We start from the raw sequence: 17,925 nt of genomic DNA on the forward strand, positions 1-17,925 counted from the left end.
GCCTCGCCCCTTCGGGGCCAGAGCAAGCTCTGTTCAAAAACGCTCCCGGCGTTTTTGTGTCGAACCCCGGTCGGGTGTTCTCATCCCCCCTTGGTTTGGGGGATACATATAAGCAAAAAGCCCGTACTTCTGTACAGGCTCTCAACTTAAATATGGCGGTGAGGGGGGGATTCGAACCCCCGATACGTTGCCGTATACACACTTTCCAGGCGTGCTCCTTCAGCCACTCGGACACCTCACCATATTGTATTGCTGCCTGACCACTTGGGGGGCAACGGGGCGCTACTATAGGGAGTTGCGCTAAAACGGTCAAGCAGAATTTACATATTCACTGTCGTTTGCTCATGCAATAGACATAATCCCCGCCCAAACTGGCGCGGGGAGGCAAATTAGCGCTGTGAATCCAACATTTCGTTGTTTTTCACCACATCCTGCGCTTTGCTGTAGCTTTCGATCAGCAGTTGATAGGCCGGGAACACCTGAGTATAAACGTCGGCCCACGCGGCGGCGTCTTCACGGTTCCAGGTGCCTTGCAGCTCAGAGGCGACTGCGGCAGTATCCATCGGTACGACGCCAGCCTGTACGATACGCGCCAGGGTGATCTCCTGCGCCATCTTACTGTAGGTACCGGATGCGTCGATCACGGCAAATACCTTATAACCTTCCGCTACCGCGCTAATGGCCGGGAATGCCATGCACACGCTGGTAATCGTCCCGGCAATGATCAGCGTCTTACGACCCGTCGCTTTTACCGCCTTAACGAAATCTTCGTTATCCCAGGCGTTAATTTCACCTTTGCGCGCAATGTACTGCGCATGTGGCGCATTAGCGTGGATCTCCGGGATCAGCGGGCCGTTCGGACCTTGCGGTACGGATGCCGTGGTAATGACCGGCATTTTCGCTAACGTCGCCATCTTCGCCAACGCCGCGGCGCGAGCGCGTAATTCCGGCATTGGCATATCGCCTACGGTCTGGAAAAGACCGCTTTGATGATCGATTAAAAGCATCACGGAATCGTTAACATCAATTACCGGGCGCAAACCATTAAAATTAGCAGGACTTGACATCGTGTTCTCCTTCATGTTTTCAGATTTGGCCAAAACGGCCGGAGTTGAAATCGCGGACTGCTTCTGCGATCTCTTGTTTCGTGTTCATAACAAATGGGCCGTAACCCACAATCGGTTCATTCAGCGGCTCGCCTGATAACAGCAATACGCTGGCGTCGCTGCTGGCCTCAAGGTGCAGCGTTTTCCCTTGCTGGCTCAACACCACCAGTTGCGCTTCGTTGACCGGCGTCGTGCCGTTCACCGTGATATTGCCTTTCAGTACCACCAGCGCGGTGCTCCATCCTTCCGGCTGCGCCAATGTAAGCTGGCGATTGCGTTGCAGGCGCATATCCCAGACATTGAGCGGCGAGAAAGTGTGCGCCGGGCCTTTTGTCTCTTCATAACGCCCTGCGATGACCCGCACGACTCCGGCGTCATCCGGCAACGTAACGGTCGGGATAACATCGTGGGTAATGCTTTGATAACCCGGGGTGGTCATTTTGTCCTTCATGGGAAGGTTAACCCACAACTGCACCATTTCCAGTTCGCCGCCCCGACGGGTAAACGCGTCGGAATGGAACTCTTCATGCAAAATGCCTGCGCCTGCGGTCATCCACTGAACGTCGCCCGGGCCGATAACGCCGCCGCGACCGGTAGAGTCCCGATGCTCGACTTCGCCACTATAAACAATCGTCACGGTCTCGAAACCGCGGTGTGGATGCTCTCCAACGCCGCGTTTTTCATTACCCGGCGTAAATGTGTGCGGCCCGGCATAATCCAGCAGCAGGAATGGACTCAACTGCTGCGCATGTGACTGATAAGAAAAGAGTGAACGAACCGGAAATCCATCGCCAACCCAGTGCGGGCGAGGTGCGGTATAGACGCCTGTAATCTGTTTCATGGTGTTCTCCTCAGTGGCGTTGTCTTGATGTGAATAAGCTTATATTCATGACAAAAGGTTCGGTAGTGGCTAAAATGGCTCATACCGTTCCATTAATAGGACAATGTAATGATAAAAACGGATCTCAATGATTTTGCGTGGTTTGTGCATGTGGTCGAAGAGGGTGGGTTTGCCGCGGCGGGGCGTGCGCTTGATGAACCAAAATCAAAACTGAGCCGGCGTATTGCGCAACTGGAGGAACGGCTGGGCGTGCGATTGATTCAGCGAACCACCCGGCAGTTTAACGTTACCGAAGTGGGGCAAACATTCTATGAGCACTGTAAAGCGATGCTGGTGGAAGCTCAGGCGGCGCAGGATGCCATTGCCGCATTGCAGGTAGAGCCTCGCGGTATCGTGAAGCTGACCTGCCCGGTGACGCTGCTGCATGTACACATCGGCCCAATGCTGGCGAAATTTATGGCGCGTTATCCTGATGTTTCGCTACAGCTTGAAGCGACCAATCGTCGGGTGGACGTCGTAGGGGAGGGGGTGGATGTGGCGATTCGCGTCAGGCCGCGCCCGTTTGAAGATAGCGACCTGGTGATGCGCGTCCTGGCTGACAGAGGGCATCGCCTGTTTGCCAGCCCGGATCTTATCGCACGGATGGGAATCCCTTCCGCGCCGGCGGAGTTGAGTCATTGGCCAGGGCTAAGTCTTGCATCCGGCAAGCATATCCACCGCTGGGAACTTTACGGCCCGCAGGGCGCGCGTGCGGAAGTCCATTTTACCCCGCGTATGATTACTACAGACATGTTGGCGCTACGCGAGGCGGCGATGGCGGGCGTGGGGCTTGTGCAGTTACCTGTCTTAATGGTGAAAGAACAACTGGCCGCCGGTGAACTGGTCGCGGTGCTGGAAGAGTGGGAGCCCCGGCGGGAGGTTATTCATGCTGTGTTCCCATCCCGGCGAGGATTATTACCTTCCGTACGCGCGTTGGTCGATTTTTTGACGGAAGAGTATGCGCGGATGGTGGAAGAGTAACCTGCTCGTCATTCATCGACTTAATGGACGCAAAAAAGGCCGGTTAAACCGACCTTTTATCCAGCCGCCCTTCAGGGCGTGAGGAGACAATTAGCGACTACGGAAGACAATGCGGCCTTTGCTCAGGTCGTACGGGGTCAGCTCAACGGTCACTTTGTCGCCCGTCAGGATGCGGATGTAGTTCTTACGCATTTTACCGGAGATGTGTGCAGTAACCACGTGACCGTTTTCTAACTCTACGCGGAACATGGTATTAGGTAACGTTTCGAGAACGGTACCTTGCATTTCAATATTGTCTTCTTTGGCCATCTAATCCTCTGGGGTATCACTACCATAATTTGAACCGGCAAGATAATGCCGAACTTCTTTTGATAAGTAAAGATTTGTGCGTTTAAAACACAGCAAACCAGGTTTAGCACATGATTCCGCGACACACGACAACGCCGCGTTATACACCTTTTCCCTGATACTACCGCCTGATGTATCGACATAAGCGCAACATATAAGGGAACGGTGAAATAAACGATGGGCGTTACCTGACAACGGGCTGCGGGATAATGAGCTAAACCAATTCTGCGGCAGCAATTATAACACCCCAATAAAAAATGTGCCGAAAACATTCACTTCCGGGGCAAAAATAATGTCCGCGGCACCCAAAAACGGGAGGCCAGCGGCTGTTGGCGTAAGGCCGCGAGGTGATCGAGGTAGTCACGACGTGGAATTTCAATGGCGCCGAGCGAGGCGGTATGACTATTAAGTACCTGACAATCAATAAGTTTACCGCCGTGACGGATAAATTCAGCGCAAAAAACCAGCAGTGCGGTTTTAGAAGCATTCTCCTGGCGGCTAAACATCGATTCGCCGCAAAACAGCGCCCCCTGCGAGACGCCATACATCCCGCCGACCAGTTCCCGATCGCGCCACACTTCAATGGAGTGCGCGTGGCCCAATTCATGTAATCGGCGATAGGCTTCCTCAATACCACGCGTTATCCAGGTGCCTTCGTCACGGTGATTGGCGCATCCATCAATGACCCGGTCGAAAGCGTAATTGAGCGTCACGCGGTAAGGGGATGCGTTGTGAAAGCGCTTCATGCTGCGACTGAGGTGAAACTTTTCAGGCCACAGCACGGCGCGCGGATCGGGCGACCACCACAGAATCGGGTCGCCCGGCGAAAACCACGGGAAAATCCCGTGCTGGTAGGCCATTAACAACCGGGCAGGGCTGAGATCGCCGCCCAGTGCCAGTAAACCGTTAGGCTCGCGTAAAGCGCCTTCCGGCGAAGGGAAGGCGATAGAATGTCGGGAAAGCTGAACCAGACGCATGACGGCGAAACTCCAGTACGCAAGTCGGATCGTTCAATAATAGCTTACAGACGTTGTTTAAACTGATAATAGCGCCCTTGCCCGGCTAACAATTCTGCATGAGTGCCTCGCTCAATGATGCGCCCGTCGTCCATTACGATGATTTGATCAAAACGGGCCAGGCCGCGCAAACGGTGAGTCACCATCAGGACGGTTTTTTCGCGCATCACATCGGCAAGTAATTCCAGCATTTCGCTCTCGGTGGTCGCATCCAGCCCCTCAGTGGGCTCATCCAACAGCATTAACGGAGCATCATGCAACAGCGCGCGGGCGATGGCCAGACGACGAAGTTCGCCGCCGGATAGCAGGCGACCGCCTTCGCCGAGCCAGCTATTAAGCCCACTATCTTCGAGCAGATTTTCGAGGCCGACGCGACGCAGCATGTCGGAAAGGGCTTCGTCGCTGGCATTGGGCGCCGCCAGTAATAAATTATCACGCAGCGTGGCGCTGAACAGGTGGACACGCTGCGGCACCACGCTGATAGTCCGGCGTAAGGCGGATTCGCTCAGCGAGGATAGCGGAAGATCGTTGAGCAGAATTTCGCCTTGTTGCGGGTCCCAGGCGCGGGTGAGTAGCTGCAACAGCGTTGATTTTCCGCAGCCGGTACGCCCCAGAATAGCGACATGCTCGCCAGGATTAGCCTGTAATGAGAGGGCATTGAGCGCATTAATCGGCTGGTCGGGATAACGAAACGAAACGTCCCGCAGGGTGAGTGTGACCTTTTCCGGCGCGGGAGTTTCTGCCTGTGGAAAGGTCACCTCCGGTTTTTGCTCCGTTAATTCAGTGATACGAAGCGCAGAGGCGATAACCTGCCCCAGATGCTGGAATGCGCCGGTAACGGGCGCAAGCGCCTCGAAAGCCGCCAGCGCGCAGAAGACAAACAGCGCGATGAGCGCGCCGGGCTGCGTATTGCCGCCAACGCCGCCGGAGGCCATCCACAACATTAACGTCACCGCCAGCGCGCCAATCAACAGCATTAACGCCTGCGATAAGGCGGTCAGTTCAGACTGTCGGCGTTGGGCCTCATGCCATTGTAATTCGGTGGCTTCCATTTGCGCCCGATAGCGTTTGCTGGCGCCAAAAATGGTGAGTTCCGCCTGGCCCTGTAACCATGACGTGAGCTGTTGGCGATACTGACCTCGTAGATGCGTCAGATTTTGGCCGGTATTTTTGCCGGCGCGATAAAACACCGGCGGCATAATAAACAGCGTCAACAGCATAATGCCGCCCAGCGTGATCGCCAGCGTCACGTCGAGAACGCTAAGCCCCAGGGTGACAATCATAATCACTACAAAAGCGCCGACCAGCGGGGAGATGACGCGCAAATAGAGATGGTCCAGCGTGTCGACGTCGGCAACGATGCGGTTCAGCAGTTCACCTTGCTGATATCGCGCCAGACCCGCGGGGGAGAGCGGTAAAAGTTTGCTAAAGGTATAAATACGCAGATGTTGCAGCACGCGGAACGTGGCGTCATGACTTACCAGACGTTCAAAATAACGACCAGCGGTACGGGTAATGGCCGCGCCGCGCACGCCGGCCGCCGGGAGCATATAGTTAAAACTGTAAATTCCCGCGAAGCCTGCGATAGCGGACGCGGACAGGAACCAGCCGGAAAGCGTCAGCAGCCCGATACTGGCAAGCAGGGTCAGGATTGCCAGCGCAATTCCCAGCGTTAGCATCCATTTGTGGCGTTTATAAAGCGTCAGATAAGGGAGTAGCGCGCGCATTTAAATATCCTCCTGACGGTGAGCCAATAACGTCGCAAAAGCGCCGTTGGCGGCGCTGAGTTCGGCATAACTGCCTTGTTCGACAATCGCGCCATCTTGCATAACCCAGATAGCGTCCCAGTCGGAGAGATCTTCCAACTGATGCGTCACCATTAATGTGGTCTGGCGTTTTGACGCCGCTTTTAACGCCTGCATGACGCGTTGCTCGCTGTGAGCGTCCAGGCTTGCCGCCGGTTCATCCAGCAGTAGCAGTTGACAGGGATTAAGTAGCGCACGGGCGACCGCTACACGCTGTGCCTGGCCGACGGAAAGTCTGCTGGCATGATTGCCGAGCGGGGTGTCTACTCCCTGCGGCAGCAGCGGTAAAAACTCGCTTACCCATGCGGCGTCAAGCGCGGCATAAAGTTCCTGCTCGCTGGCGTCCGGGCGCGCCAGTAATACATTTTCGCGTAGCGTCGCCGCAGGTAATTGCGGGTTTTGTCCGACCCAGGAGAGATGCTGGCGCCAGGATTCCGGCGAGAGATCGCGAAGCTCGACACCGTTAATACGCAAAGAGCCCTGATAGGAGAGAAAACCGGATAATACATTCAACAGAGAGCTTTTACCGGAACCGCTGCGTCCTACCAGGACGGCGCGTTCTCCTGCCGCTAATGAGAAATTCAGCGGCCCGGCAAGCGTTTTGCCTTCTGGCGAGGTGATAATAAGATTGACTGCGTCAATGGTTACAGGTTCGTTTTCCGCCAGCTCAACTTCGCCGCGCGCCGGGTGGGCGAGGGGCGTTTCCAGAAACGTCTTCAGACTATCCGCCGCGCCAACCGCCTGCGCCTTAGCATGATAAAACGTGCCGAGGTCGCGTAATGGCTGGAAAAACTCCGGCGCGAGGATCAAGGCGAGGAACCCGGCGGCGAGCGTCACACCGGTACCGTAATGACCAAAGTTCAGCTCGCCCAGGTAAGAGAAGCCAAAATAAACGGCGACCAGCGCAATAGAAAGCGAGGTGAAAAATTCCAGCACGCCGGAAGATAAAAAGGCGAGGCGCAGAACTTCCATCGTGCGCTGACGAAAATCCTGCGATGCTGCGCGAATGCTCTCGGTTTCCGCTTCTCCACGACCGAAAATTCGCAGCGTTTCCATCCCGCGCAGACGGTCAAGAAAATGGCCGCTTAGCCGGGCAAGCGCCAGGAAATTGCGGCGGTTGGCGTCAGCCGCGCCCATTCCTACCATCGCCATAAATAGGGGAATGAGCGGGGCGGTGCCCAGCAGAATCAGCGCCGCCGCCCAGTTTGACGGGAAAATCGCCGCCACGATTAAGAGCGGTACGCAAACGGCAAGCGCCATTTGCGGCAGATAGCGCGCATAATAGTCATGCATATCGTCAATCTGCTCCAACACCAGCGTCGCCCAGCTACCGGCGGGCTTGCCCTGAATCCAGGCTGGGCCGGCTTGCTGCAGACGATCCAACACCTGACGGCGGATCTCAAAGCGAATATGCTGTCCGGCATGAAAACCGACGCGCTCGCGCAACCACACCACCCAGGCGCGGAGGACAAAGACCAGTATCAGCAGGATAAAAGGGAGCAACAGCGCTTCCCGTGGAATGTTCTCCATGATCATATGTTGCAGGATACGCGCCATGATCCAGGCCTGAGCGACAATTAATACGCCACTCATGAACCCCAACAGGCGGGAAATATTCAACCACCGTTGGGAGATTACGCTTTGCTGTTTTAACCAGCGGGTCAGCTCTTTTTGACGGGTTTTATTCATTGCACGCTTAGCAGGTGAGTTATTGGAATTTCAGGCAGGGCAATGTTACAATGACGCAAAAATAAAGGCGACTTATAGTCGCCTTTTTTACTTTTGTTACTGATTTGTAAAAACTATTTGCTCGCGTCGGCCAGACCATCGAGATAGCGTTCAGCATCCAGCGCCGCCATACAGCCCGTACCTGCAGAGGTGATCGCCTGACGGTAAATATGATCCATGACGTCACCCGCCGCGAATACGCCAGGGATGCTGGTTTGTGTGGCGTTGCCATGGGTGCCGGACTGAACTTTGATATAACCATTTTCCAGCTCAAGCTGGCCTTCGAAGAGCGCCGTGTTTGGGCTATGACCGATGGCTACGAAAAGTCCGGCGATGTCCAGCGTCTCAATATTATCGCTTTGCTGCGTGTCGCGAAGACGCAGACCAGTAACGCCCATCTGATCGCCGGTCACTTCTTCCAGCGTCCGGTTGGTGTGCAGAATGATATTGCCATTTTCGACTTTATCCATCAGGCGCTTAATGAGGATTTTTTCAGCGCGGAAACCGTCACGGCGATGGATAAGGTGCACTTCCGAAGCGATGTTGGACAGATAAAGCGCTTCTTCAACCGCGGTGTTGCCGCCGCCGATCACCGCCACTTTCTGATTGCGGTAGAAGAAACCGTCGCAGGTTGCGCAGGCGGAAACGCCGCGCCCTTTAAAGGCTTCTTCCGATGGCAGCCCCAGATAGCGCGCGGAAGCGCCGGTCGCAATGATCAACGCATCACAAGTGTACTCTGCGCTGTCACCTGTCAGACGGAACGGACGATTTTGCAGATCCACGTTGTTGATGTGATCAAAGATTATCTCGGTTTCAAATTTTGCCGCATGTTCATGCATGCGTTCCATTAGCAGCGGGCCGGTCAAATCGTTTGGATCGCCGGGCCAGTTTTCCACTTCCGTCGTGGTAGTCAGTTGACCGCCTTTTTCCATACCGGTAATAAGTACCGGCTGTAAATTTGCGCGTGCGGCATACACCGCCGCGGTATATCCCGCCGGTCCTGAGCCCAGAATAAGCAGCTTACTGTGTTTGGTCGTGCCCATGAGATCCCCATAGTTGTTGGCAGACAATGAGCAGAATTGTAGGGAATTTACAGACGTAAAAAAAGAGCATAACGATTTTGTTAACAATATGTGTAATAGCATGAACCGATGAACGACCGCGACAGCGACGTTATCATCACAAACTTTAATTAAAATCGGTAACTTATAAGGTGACGAAATGACAGTTTACCGCCCTCTCTAATGAATAACTGGCATGTTGTACTAAAAATCGATGTTTTGCTTTGACAATCACCTGCTGTTTTGCGAAAACATTCGAGGAAGAAAAAAACTGTGTTATGTATGTGCTGCATAATCATGCATGTAAATACCATGTTTACCGGGCTAGTGAAATCTACGCATGGCGTGGACAGACGCCATTCGTGATGTCGATAGCTGCCGTGAGGCAACGGTCTTCTCACCATAGACCAGGCATTGCGCGCCGTTAATCCCTCTGGGTTTCGGTCTATTGTGATGGGCAGCGACTCTGAACAGTGATGTGAGTAGAGTCAGGCAGGAGTAGGGAAGGAATACAGAGAGACAATAATAATGGTAGATAGCAAGAAGCGCCCTGGCAAAGATCTCGACCGTATCGATCGTAACATTCTTAATGAACTGCAAAAGGATGGGCGTATTTCCAACGTCGAGCTTTCTAAACGAGTAGGACTTTCGCCGACACCTTGCCTTGAGCGTGTGCGTCGGCTGGAGCGACAGGGGTTTATCCAGGGCTATACGGCGCTGTTGAACCCGCATTATCTGGATGCGTCACTTCTGGTATTCGTTGAGATTACCTTAAATCGCGGCGCGCCGGATGTGTTTGAACAGTTTAATGCCGCCGTGCAAAAGCTTGAAGAGATTCAGGAGTGTCATTTGGTTTCCGGCGATTTCGACTACCTGTTGAAAACCCGTGTACCGGATATGTCAGCGTATCGAAAACTATTGGGAGAGACGTTGCTGCGCTTGCCTGGTGTGAACGACACCCGAACTTACGTAGTGATGGAAGAGGTAAAACAGAGTAATCGTCTGGTTATTAAGACACGCTAACACGGAACAGGTGCAAAATCGCCGTAGTTTGATTACACTCCTGTTAATCCATACAGCAACAGTGCCGGGGCAACCCGGTGCTGTTGTCCGTTTTAGCATCGGGCGGGAAAAGCCTGGAACCTGGAGAGCCTTTTTTGAGCCAGGAATATACTGAAGACAAAGACGTCACATTGACGAAGTTAAGCAGCGGGCGCCGACTTCTGGAAGCGTTGTTGATACTTATTGCCCTTTTTGCCGTCTGGTTGATGGCGGCCTTGTTGAGCTTTAACCCTTCGGACCCCAGTTGGTCGCAAACCGCCTGGCATGAACCCATCCATAATTTAGGCGGCGCGCCGGGCGCGTGGCTGGCCGATACACTGTTCTTTATTTTTGGCGTAATGGCCTACACCATCCCTGTCATTATTGTCGGCGGGTGTTGGTTTGCGTGGCGTCATCAGTCTACGGATGATTACATCGACTATTTTGCTGTGTCGCTACGCCTTATCGGCGTGCTGGCGCTGATTCTCACTTCCTGCGGTCTGGCGGCCATTAATGCTGACGATATCTGGTATTTCGCCTCTGGCGGCGTAATTGGCAGCCTGTTAAGCACCACGCTGCAGCCGTTGTTGCATAGTAGCGGCGGAACGATAATGCTTCTCTGTATTTGGGCTGCCGGGCTGACGCTCTTTACCGGCTGGTCCTGGGTCAGTATCGCCGAAAAATTAGGCGGCTGGCTGCTTAATATACTGACCTTCGCCAGCAACCGTACCCGGCGTGATGATACGTGGGTTGACGACGAAGAGTATGATGACGAATACGATGAAGAAACCGACGGCGTGCAGCGTGAATCTCGCCGGGCGCGTATTTTGCGCGGCGCGTTGGCGCGTCGTAAGCGACTGGCTGAAAAATTCAGCAATCCACGGGGCCGTCAGACCGATGCCGCGCTCTTTTCCGGCAAACGGATGGATGATGACGAGGACATTCAGTATAGCGCGCGCGGCGTCGCTGCCGATCCCGACGACGTTCTGTTTTCGGGCAACCGTGCGACGCAGCCGGAATATGATGAATATGATCCGCTGTTAAACGGCCATTCTGTCACCGAACCGGTCGCCGCCGCTGCGGCTGCAACTGCCGTCACCCAGACGTGGGCAGCGTCCGCCGATCCCATAATGCAAACGCCGCCCATGCCTGGGGCTGAGCCGGTTGTCGCGCAACCGACCGTGGAGTGGCAGCCCGTACCGGGGCCGCAAACCGGCGAACCGGTTATCGCGCCTGCGCCGGAGGGGTATCAGCCGCATCCGCAATATGCTCAACCGCAAGAGGCGCAAAGTGCGCCGTGGCAGCAACCTGTGCCTGTCGCTTCCGCGCCGCAATACGCCGCGACGCCAGCGACCGCAGCAGAATATGACTCTCTTGCGCCGCAGGAAACACAGCCGCAATGGCAGGCGCCGGATGCCGAACAACACTGGCAGCCGGAGCCGACCCATCAGCCGACGCCGGTTTATCAGCCGGAGCCGATAGCGGCTGAACCTTCTCACATGCCGCCGCCGGCTATCGAACAGCCGGTTGCCACCGAGCCTGAACCTGACACAGAAGAGACCAGACCTGCCCGTCCTCCGCTTTACTATTTTGAAGAGGTGGAAGAGAAACGCGCCCGTGAGCGCGAACAACTGGCGGCATGGTATCAACCGATTCCGGAGCCGGTAAAAGAGAACGTGCCGGTCAAACCTACGGTATCTGTCGCGCCGTCCATACCGCCAGTGGAAGCGGTAGCCGCCGCCGCGTCGCTTGACGCAGGTATTAAGAGTGGCGCCCTGGCAGCAGGCGCCGCGGCCGCTGCGCCTGCATTTAGTCTGGCTACCGGCGGCGCGCCGCGTCCGCAGGTGAAAGAGGGGATTGGTCCGCAACTGCCGCGTCCGAACCGCGTTCGCGTGCCGACCCGACGGGAACTGGCATCGTACGGTATTAAGCTGCCGTCACAGAGGATTGCAGAAGAAAAAGCCCGCGAGGCGGAGCGCAATCAGTACGAGACGGGCGTGCAGCTAACCGATGAAGAAATAGATGCAATGCATCAGGACGAGTTAGCCCGTCAGTTTGCGCAGTCGCAGCAGCATCGTTATGGTGAGACGTATCAGCATGATACGCAACAGGCAGAAGATGACGATACCGCTGCGGAAGCTGAATTAGCCCGCCAGTTTGCCGCTTCGCAACAGCAGCGCTATTCCGGCGAGCAACCCGCTGGCGCGCAGCCGTTCTCACTGGACGATCTGGATTTCTCGCCAATGAAGGTATTGGTTGATGAAGGTCCGCACGAACCGCTGTTCACGCCGGGTGTCATGCCCGAATCAACGCCTGTTCAGCAACCGGTAGCGCCGCAGCCGCAGTATCAGCAGCCGCAGTATCAGCAGCCGCAACAGCCGGTAGCGCCTCAGCCGCAGTATCAGCAGCCGCAACAGCCGGTAGCGCCTCAGCCGCAGTACCAGCAGCCGCAACAGCCGGTAGCGCCGCAGCCGCAGTATCAGCAGCCGCAGTATCAGCAGCCGCAACAGCCGGTAGCGCCTCAGCCGCAGTATCAGCAGCCGCAACAGCCGGTAGCGCCGCAACCGCAGTATCAGCAGCCGCAACAGCCGACAGCGCCGCAAGACAGCCTGATCCACCCGCTGTTGATGCGTAACGGCGACAGTCGTCCATTACAGCGTCCGACGACGCCGCTGCCTTCGTTAGATCTTTTGACGCCGCCGCCGAGCGAAGTTGAACCGGTAGATACCTTTGCGCTGGAACAAATGGCGCGTCTGGTTGAAGCGCGTCTGGCGGATTTCCGCATTAAAGCTGATGTGGTGAACTATTCGCCAGGCCCGGTCATTACTCGTTTTGAACTGAATCTGGCCCCGGGCGTTAAAGCAGCGCGTATCTCCAACCTTTCCCGGGATCTGGCGCGCTCATTGTCAACGGTAGCCGTACGCGTTGTGGAAGTCATTCCAGGCAAACCTTACGTAGGGTTGGAATTGCCGAACAAGAAACGGCAAACCGTTTATCTGCGCGAAGTGTTGGATAACGCCAAATTCCGCGAGAATCCGTCGCCGCTTACCGTGGTGTTAGGTAAGGATATCGCGGGCGATCCGGTAGTGGCGGATCTGGCGAAAATGCCTCACCTGCTGGTGGCCGGTACGACCGGTTCCGGTAAGTCGGTCGGGGTTAACGCCATGATCCTCAGTATGCTGTATAAAGCGCAGCCGGAAGACGTTCGCTTTATCATGATCGACCCGAAAATGTTAGAACTCTCGGTCTATGAAGGTATACCGCATCTGCTGACAGAAGTTGTTACCGACATGAAAGACGCGGCTAACGCGTTACGCTGGAGCGTCAATGAGATGGAGCGTCGCTATAAGCTGATGTCCGCGCTCGGCGTACGTAATCTGGCTGGGTATAACGAGAAAATCGCCGAAGCGGCCCGCATGGGACGCCCGATTCCGGACCCGTACTGGAAGCCGGGCGACAGTATGGATGTTCAGCATCCGGTTCTGGAAAAACTGCCGTATATCGTGGTACTGGTTGATGAATTTGCCGACCTGATGATGACCGTCGGTAAAAAAGTTGAAGAGCTGATCGCGCGTCTGGCGCAGAAAGCGCGCGCCGCGGGGATTCATCTGGTACTGGCGACGCAGCGTCCGTCGGTCGATGTGATTACTGGTTTAATTAAAGCCAACATTCCAACCCGTATCGCTTTTACCGTATCCAGCAAGATCGACTCCCGCACCATTCTTGATCAGGGTGGCGCTGAGTCGCTATTGGGAATGGGGGACATGCTCTATTCCGGACCAAACTCCACCATGCCGGTACGTGTCCATGGGGCGTTTGTGCGTGACCAGGAAGTCCATGCGGTGGTGCAGGACTGGAAAGCGCGCGGTCGTCCGCAATATGTGGATGGCATTACCTCCGACAGCGAAAGCGAAGGTGGCGGTGGCGGTTTTGACGGCGGCGAAGAATTAGATGCGCTATTCGATCAGGCCGTTAATTTCGTCACCCAGAAGCGTAAAGCGTCCATTTCCGGCGTTCAGCGTCAGTTCCGCATCGGCTATAACCGTGCGGCGCGTATTATCGAACAGATGGAAGCGCAGGGTATTGTCAGCGCTCAGGGGCATAACGGTAATCGTGAAGTGCTGGCTCCGCCGCCTTTTGAGTAAACCTGTAAGCCGGATGGCGCTGTGCAGGCTGCCATCCGGCAACAAAATTCAGTATTTTCTTCTTTCCTCATGCTGATTTTTGGCCTGGAATAGAAAGCAAAAGGAGCTCCTGGTCGGGAGTGTCGAAACCTGAGGAATAATGATGAAAAAAATGGCAATCGCCTGTGCATTACTTTCAAGCGTTGTAGCCAGCAGCGTATGGGCTGACGCCGCCAGCTCTCTGAAAAGCCGTCTGGATAAAGTGAGCAGCTTTCATGCCACCTTTACTCAAAAAGTCACCGATGGCAGCGGTGCCGCGGTGCAGGAGGGACAGGGTGATTTATGGGTTAAGCGGCCAAATCTATTCAACTGGCATATGACGCAACCTGACGAGAGTATTCTGGTTTCTGACGGCAAAACGTTATGGTTCTATAACCCGTTTGTAGAACAGGCTACCGCCACGTGGTTGAAAGATGCCACCGGAAATACACCGTTTATGCTGATTGCCCGCAACCAGGCCAGCGACTGGCAGCAATATAATATTAAGCAGGATGGCGATAATTTTGTGCTGACGCCGAAAGCCAGCAACGGCAATCTGAAACAGTTCACCATCAATGTGGGACGCGACGGGACTATCCACCAGTTTAGCGCCGTAGAACAAGACGATCAGCGTAGCGCCTATCAGCTAAAATCCCAGCAAAACGGCGCGGTTGATCCGTCAAAATTTACGTTTACTCCGCCGCAAGGGGTAACGATAGACGACCAACGTAAGTAGAGGCGATGAGTGAGCAATCTGTCGCTCGATTTTTCTGATAATACGTTTCAACCGCTGGCCGCGCGAATGCGGCCGGAAAATTTAGCGCAGTATATCGGCCAGCAGCATTTGCTGGCCGCAGGTAAGCCGTTGCCTCGCGCTATTGAGGCCGGGCATCTGCACTCCATGATTTTATGGGGGCCGCCAGGGACGGGGAAAACCACGCTCGCTGAAGTGATCGCCCGCTACGCCAGCGCCGATGTCGAGCGTATTTCCGCCGTCACTTCTGGGGTAAAAGAGATTCGTGAAGCTATCGAGCGCGCCCGCCAGAATCGTAATGCCGGTCGCCGTACCATCCTGTTTGTCGATGAAGTGCATCGCTTTAACAAAAGCCAGCAGGACGCCTTTTTACCGCATATCGAAGATGGCACTATCACCTTTATCGGCGCGACCACGGAAAATCCCTCTTTTGAGCTGAACTCGGCGCTCTTGTCGCGAGCGCGGGTCTATCTGCTGAAATCGTTGACCACTGACGATATCGAGCAAGTACTGGACCAGGCGATGCAGGACAAAACGCGTGGTTACGGCGATCAGGATATTGTGTTACCGGATGAGACACGGCGAGCGATTGCTGAGCTGGTCAATGGCGACGCGCGGCGCGCCTTAAATACGCTGGAAATGATGGCTGATATGGCGGAGGCGGATGACAGCGGCAAACGCGTTTTATTGCCCGCCTTGTTGACCGAGATCGCCGGCGAGCGCAGCGCGCGTTTTGATAACAAAGGCGATCGCTTCTACGATCTTATTTCCGCCTTACATAAATCAGTGCGCGGCAGCGCGCCGGATGCCGCCCTCTATTGGTATGCCCGTATCATTACCGCGGGAGGCGATCCGCTGTACGTGGCGCGTCGCTGCCTGGCGATTGCCTCGGAAGATGTGGGTAATGCCGATCCGCGCGCGATGCAGGTCGCTATTGCCGCGTGGGATTGTTTCACCCGCGTCGGTCCGGCTGAAGGCGAAAGGGCGATCGCGCAGGCTATCGTTTATCTCGCCTGCGCGCCGAAGAGCAACGCCGTCTATACCGCCTTTAAGGCTGCGCTGGCCGACGCGCGCGAACGCCCTGATTATGACGTTCCTGTCCATCTGCGTAATGCGCCAACCAAACTGATGAAAGAGATGGGCTATGGCCAGGAATACCGCTATGCCCACGATGAGCCCAATGCCTATGCTGCGGGTGAAGTGTACTTCCCGCCGGAAATCGCGCAAACGCGCTATTATCATCCGACAAATCGTGGTCTGGAAGGCAAGATTGGCGAAAAGCTCGCCTGGCTGGCTGAACAGGATCAAAATAGCCCCACAAAACGCTACCGCTAGTGTAAACGTTGCGGTAAGGTTATCTCTAAATATGATGCTCCAGGTATCATGGCGTTGATGATGAGTCTCGTTATGCCTGATAGCACGTTGCTTATGAGGTCCGCGGGTATAGCGCAATGGATGCGTTGTTGCTGTCGTCGGTCAGGTAAGGCGAAAGCGTCGCTATTACGTAAACGGGGTTTACGTTCATCAATACAATCAGAGGCGATCATCAATTGATCGCGTTTCCTTTTATTATTCGATAAGCACAGGATAAGCATGCTCGATCCCAATCTGCTGCGTAATGAGCCAGACGCAGTCGCTGAAAAACTGGCACGCCGGGGCTTTAAGCTGGATGTAGATAAGCTGCGCGCTCTTGAAGAGCGTCGTAAAGTTTTGCAGGTCAACACGGAAAACCTGCAGGCGGAGCGTAATTCTCGATCGAAATCCATCGGCCAGGCGAAAGCGCGCGGGGAAGATATCGAGCCTTTACGCCTGGAAGTGAATAAACTGGGCGAAGAGCTGGATGCGGCGAAAGCCGAGCTGGATACCTTGCTGGCGGAGATCCGCGATATCGCGCTGACCATCCCAAACCTGCCTGCGGATGAAGTGCCGGTAGGTAAAGATGAAAACGACAACGTTGAAGTCAGCCGCTGGGGTACCCCGCGTGAGTTTGATTTTGAAATCCGCGATCACGTCACCTTAGGGGAAATGCACTCCGGCCTCGACTTTGCCGCCGCGGTTAAGCTGACCGGCTCCCGTTTTGTGGTGATGAAAGGACAGATTGCGCGTATGCATCGCGCATTGTCGCAGTTCATGTTGGATCTGCATACGGAACAGCACGGCTATAGCGAAAACTACGTGCCGTATCTGGTTAACCACGACACGCTGTATGGCACGGGTCAACTGCCGAAATTCGCAGGCGACTTGTTCCATACCCGTCCGCTGGAAGAAGAAGCAGACAGCAGCAACTATGCTTTGATCCCGACGGCGGAGGTTCCGCTGACCAATCTGGTACGCGATGAAATCATCGACGAAGATCAGCTGCCGATTAAAATGACGGCGCATACGCCTTGTTTCCGTTCTGAAGCAGGTTCTTATGGTCGTGATACCCGTGGCCTGATTCGTATGCATCAGTTTGACAAAGTTGAGATGGTGCAGATCGTTCGCCCGGAAGATTCTATGGCTGCGTTGGAAGAGATGACCGGCCACGCGGAAAAAGTGCTCCAGCTACTGGGACTGCCGTATCGTAAAATCATTCTGTGCACTGGCGATATGGGCTTCGGCGCCTGCAAAACCTATGACCTCGAAGTCTGGGTTCCGGCGCAGAATACCTACCGCGAGATCTCTTCCTGCTCTAACGTCTGGGACTTCCAGGCGCGTCGTATGCAGGCACGCTGTCGCAGCAAGTCCGACAAAAAGACCCGTCTGGTCCATACCCTGAATGGTTCTGGTCTGGCGGTAGGTCGTACCCTGGTGGCCGTGATGGAAAACTATCAGCAGGCTGATGGCCGCATTGAAGTGCCGGAAGTATTACGTCCGTACATGAACGGACTGGAATATATCGGCTAATCCTCGCTTTCTCCTCTTCTAAAAAGCGCCTTCGGGCGCTTTTTTTATGCCAGTTTGATACCGGACAATAATCCCTACCCTATTAGGGGTAATACTGATTTCGAATGAAGGTCAGTTTTTAACACTATTTTTCTACTTTTTCGATATATATCAGAC

General features: G+C 54.9%; 13 protein-coding genes and 1 tRNA gene. 6 read left to right on the forward strand and 8 right to left on the reverse strand.

The window, feature by feature from the left end; all coding sequences use genetic code 11:
- Window positions 1-153: 153 nt before the first annotated feature.
- From NA986_RS17355 to NA986_RS17365, 3 genes are all read right to left on the reverse strand, one after another.
- Window positions 154-241, reverse strand: a tRNA-Ser gene (locus tag NA986_RS17355).
- Window positions 242-389: 148 nt separating this feature from the next.
- Window positions 390-1,067: a hydrolase gene (locus NA986_RS17360; protein ID WP_000097893.1), complete on the reverse strand. Its 678-nt coding sequence runs from the start codon at window positions 1,065-1,067 to the stop codon at window positions 390-392.
- A gap of 19 nt (window positions 1,068-1,086) precedes the next feature.
- Window positions 1,087-1,947, reverse strand: coding sequence for a pirin family protein (locus NA986_RS17365; protein ID WP_000809969.1), 861 nt, complete (start codon window positions 1,945-1,947; stop codon window positions 1,087-1,089).
- Window positions 1,948-2,055: 108 nt separating this feature from the next.
- On the opposite strand from NA986_RS17365, the gene NA986_RS17370 reads away from it, so the two are divergent.
- Window positions 2,056-2,967 carry a LysR family transcriptional regulator gene (locus NA986_RS17370; protein WP_000597928.1) on the forward strand — a complete coding sequence of 304 codons (912 nt, stop codon included), beginning with the start codon at window positions 2,056-2,058 and terminating at the stop codon, window positions 2,965-2,967.
- Window positions 2,968-3,057: 90 nt separating this feature from the next.
- Here NA986_RS17370 and infA read toward each other — a convergent pair whose 3' ends face one another.
- From infA to trxB, 5 genes are all read right to left on the reverse strand, one after another.
- A complete protein-coding gene (gene infA / locus NA986_RS17375) occupies window positions 3,058-3,276 on the reverse strand; it encodes a translation initiation factor IF-1 (RefSeq protein ID WP_001040187.1) in 219 nt (72 codons plus the stop codon).
- A gap of 311 nt (window positions 3,277-3,587) precedes the next feature.
- On the reverse strand, window positions 3,588-4,292 hold the full coding sequence (gene aat / locus NA986_RS17380; RefSeq protein WP_001241649.1) for a leucyl/phenylalanyl-tRNA--protein transferase: 705 nt from the start codon (window positions 4,290-4,292) through the stop codon (window positions 3,588-3,590).
- A 44-nt stretch (window positions 4,293-4,336) separates the two neighbouring features.
- Window positions 4,337-6,058: a heme ABC transporter ATP-binding protein/permease CydC gene (gene cydC / locus NA986_RS17385; RefSeq protein WP_023216394.1), complete on the reverse strand. Its 1,722-nt coding sequence runs from the start codon at window positions 6,056-6,058 to the stop codon at window positions 4,337-4,339.
- Window positions 6,059-7,825 (reverse strand): heme ABC transporter permease/ATP-binding protein CydD, encoded by a 1,767-nt coding sequence (gene cydD, locus NA986_RS17390; RefSeq protein WP_023216395.1) that lies wholly within the window; start codon window positions 7,823-7,825, stop codon window positions 6,059-6,061.
- Between the two features lie 113 nt (window positions 7,826-7,938).
- Window positions 7,939-8,907, reverse strand: coding sequence for a thioredoxin-disulfide reductase (gene trxB / locus NA986_RS17395; RefSeq protein ID WP_000537407.1), 969 nt, complete (start codon window positions 8,905-8,907; stop codon window positions 7,939-7,941).
- Window positions 8,908-9,453: 546 nt separating this feature from the next.
- Here trxB and lrp point away from each other — a divergent pair.
- The 5 genes from lrp to serS all read left to right on the forward strand — a co-directional run bounded on the left by lrp (window position 9,454) and on the right by serS (window position 17,769).
- Window positions 9,454-9,948, forward strand: coding sequence for a leucine-responsive transcriptional regulator Lrp (lrp, locus tag NA986_RS17400; protein ID WP_000228469.1), 495 nt, complete (start codon window positions 9,454-9,456; stop codon window positions 9,946-9,948).
- Between the two features lie 134 nt (window positions 9,949-10,082).
- Window positions 10,083-14,111 (forward strand): DNA translocase FtsK, encoded by a 4,029-nt coding sequence (ftsK, locus tag NA986_RS17405; protein ID WP_198910054.1) that lies wholly within the window; start codon window positions 10,083-10,085, stop codon window positions 14,109-14,111.
- A gap of 142 nt (window positions 14,112-14,253) precedes the next feature.
- A complete protein-coding gene (gene lolA, locus NA986_RS17410; RefSeq protein ID WP_001519746.1) occupies window positions 14,254-14,865 on the forward strand; it encodes an outer membrane lipoprotein chaperone LolA in 612 nt (203 codons plus the stop codon).
- Window positions 14,866-14,874: 9 nt separating this feature from the next.
- Window positions 14,875-16,218 carry a replication-associated recombination protein RarA gene (gene rarA / locus NA986_RS17415; protein WP_000067785.1) on the forward strand — a complete coding sequence of 448 codons (1,344 nt, stop codon included), beginning with the start codon at window positions 14,875-14,877 and terminating at the stop codon, window positions 16,216-16,218.
- A 258-nt stretch (window positions 16,219-16,476) separates the two neighbouring features.
- On the forward strand, window positions 16,477-17,769 hold the full coding sequence (gene serS / locus NA986_RS17420; RefSeq protein WP_000886697.1) for a serine--tRNA ligase: 1,293 nt from the start codon (window positions 16,477-16,479) through the stop codon (window positions 17,767-17,769).
- Window positions 17,770-17,925 lie beyond the last annotated feature (156 nt).

It is taken from the genome of Salmonella sp. NW177 (genome assembly GCF_051811585.1).
Classification (GTDB): Bacteria; Pseudomonadota; Gammaproteobacteria; order Enterobacterales; family Enterobacteriaceae; genus Salmonella; species Salmonella enterica.

What these genes read in the sequence shown, in the direction of transcription:
- NA986_RS17360 (WP_000097893.1), bottom strand. Translation starts at nt 1,067, where the DNA reads ATGTCAAGTCCTGCTAATTTTAATGGTTTGCGCCCGGTAATTGATGTT.
- NA986_RS17365 (WP_000809969.1), bottom strand. Translation starts at nt 1,947, where the DNA reads ATGAAACAGATTACAGGCGTCTATACCGCACCTCGCCCGCACTGGGTT.
- NA986_RS17370 (WP_000597928.1), top strand. Translation starts at nt 2,056, where the DNA reads ATGATAAAAACGGATCTCAATGATTTTGCGTGGTTTGTGCATGTGGTC.
- infA (WP_001040187.1), bottom strand. Translation starts at nt 3,276, where the DNA reads ATGGCCAAAGAAGACAATATTGAAATGCAAGGTACCGTTCTCGAAACG.
- aat (WP_001241649.1), bottom strand. Translation starts at nt 4,292, where the DNA reads ATGCGTCTGGTTCAGCTTTCCCGACATTCTATCGCCTTCCCTTCGCCG.
- cydC (WP_023216394.1), bottom strand. Translation starts at nt 6,058, where the DNA reads ATGCGCGCGCTACTCCCTTATCTGACGCTTTATAAACGCCACAAATGG.
- cydD (WP_023216395.1), bottom strand. Translation starts at nt 7,825, where the DNA reads ATGAATAAAACCCGTCAAAAAGAGCTGACCCGCTGGTTAAAACAGCAA.
- trxB (WP_000537407.1), bottom strand. Translation starts at nt 8,907, where the DNA reads ATGGGCACGACCAAACACAGTAAGCTGCTTATTCTGGGCTCAGGACCG.
- lrp (WP_000228469.1), top strand. Translation starts at nt 9,454, where the DNA reads ATGGTAGATAGCAAGAAGCGCCCTGGCAAAGATCTCGACCGTATCGAT.
- lolA (WP_001519746.1), top strand. Translation starts at nt 14,254, where the DNA reads ATGAAAAAAATGGCAATCGCCTGTGCATTACTTTCAAGCGTTGTAGCC.
- serS (WP_000886697.1), top strand. Translation starts at nt 16,477, where the DNA reads ATGCTCGATCCCAATCTGCTGCGTAATGAGCCAGACGCAGTCGCTGAA.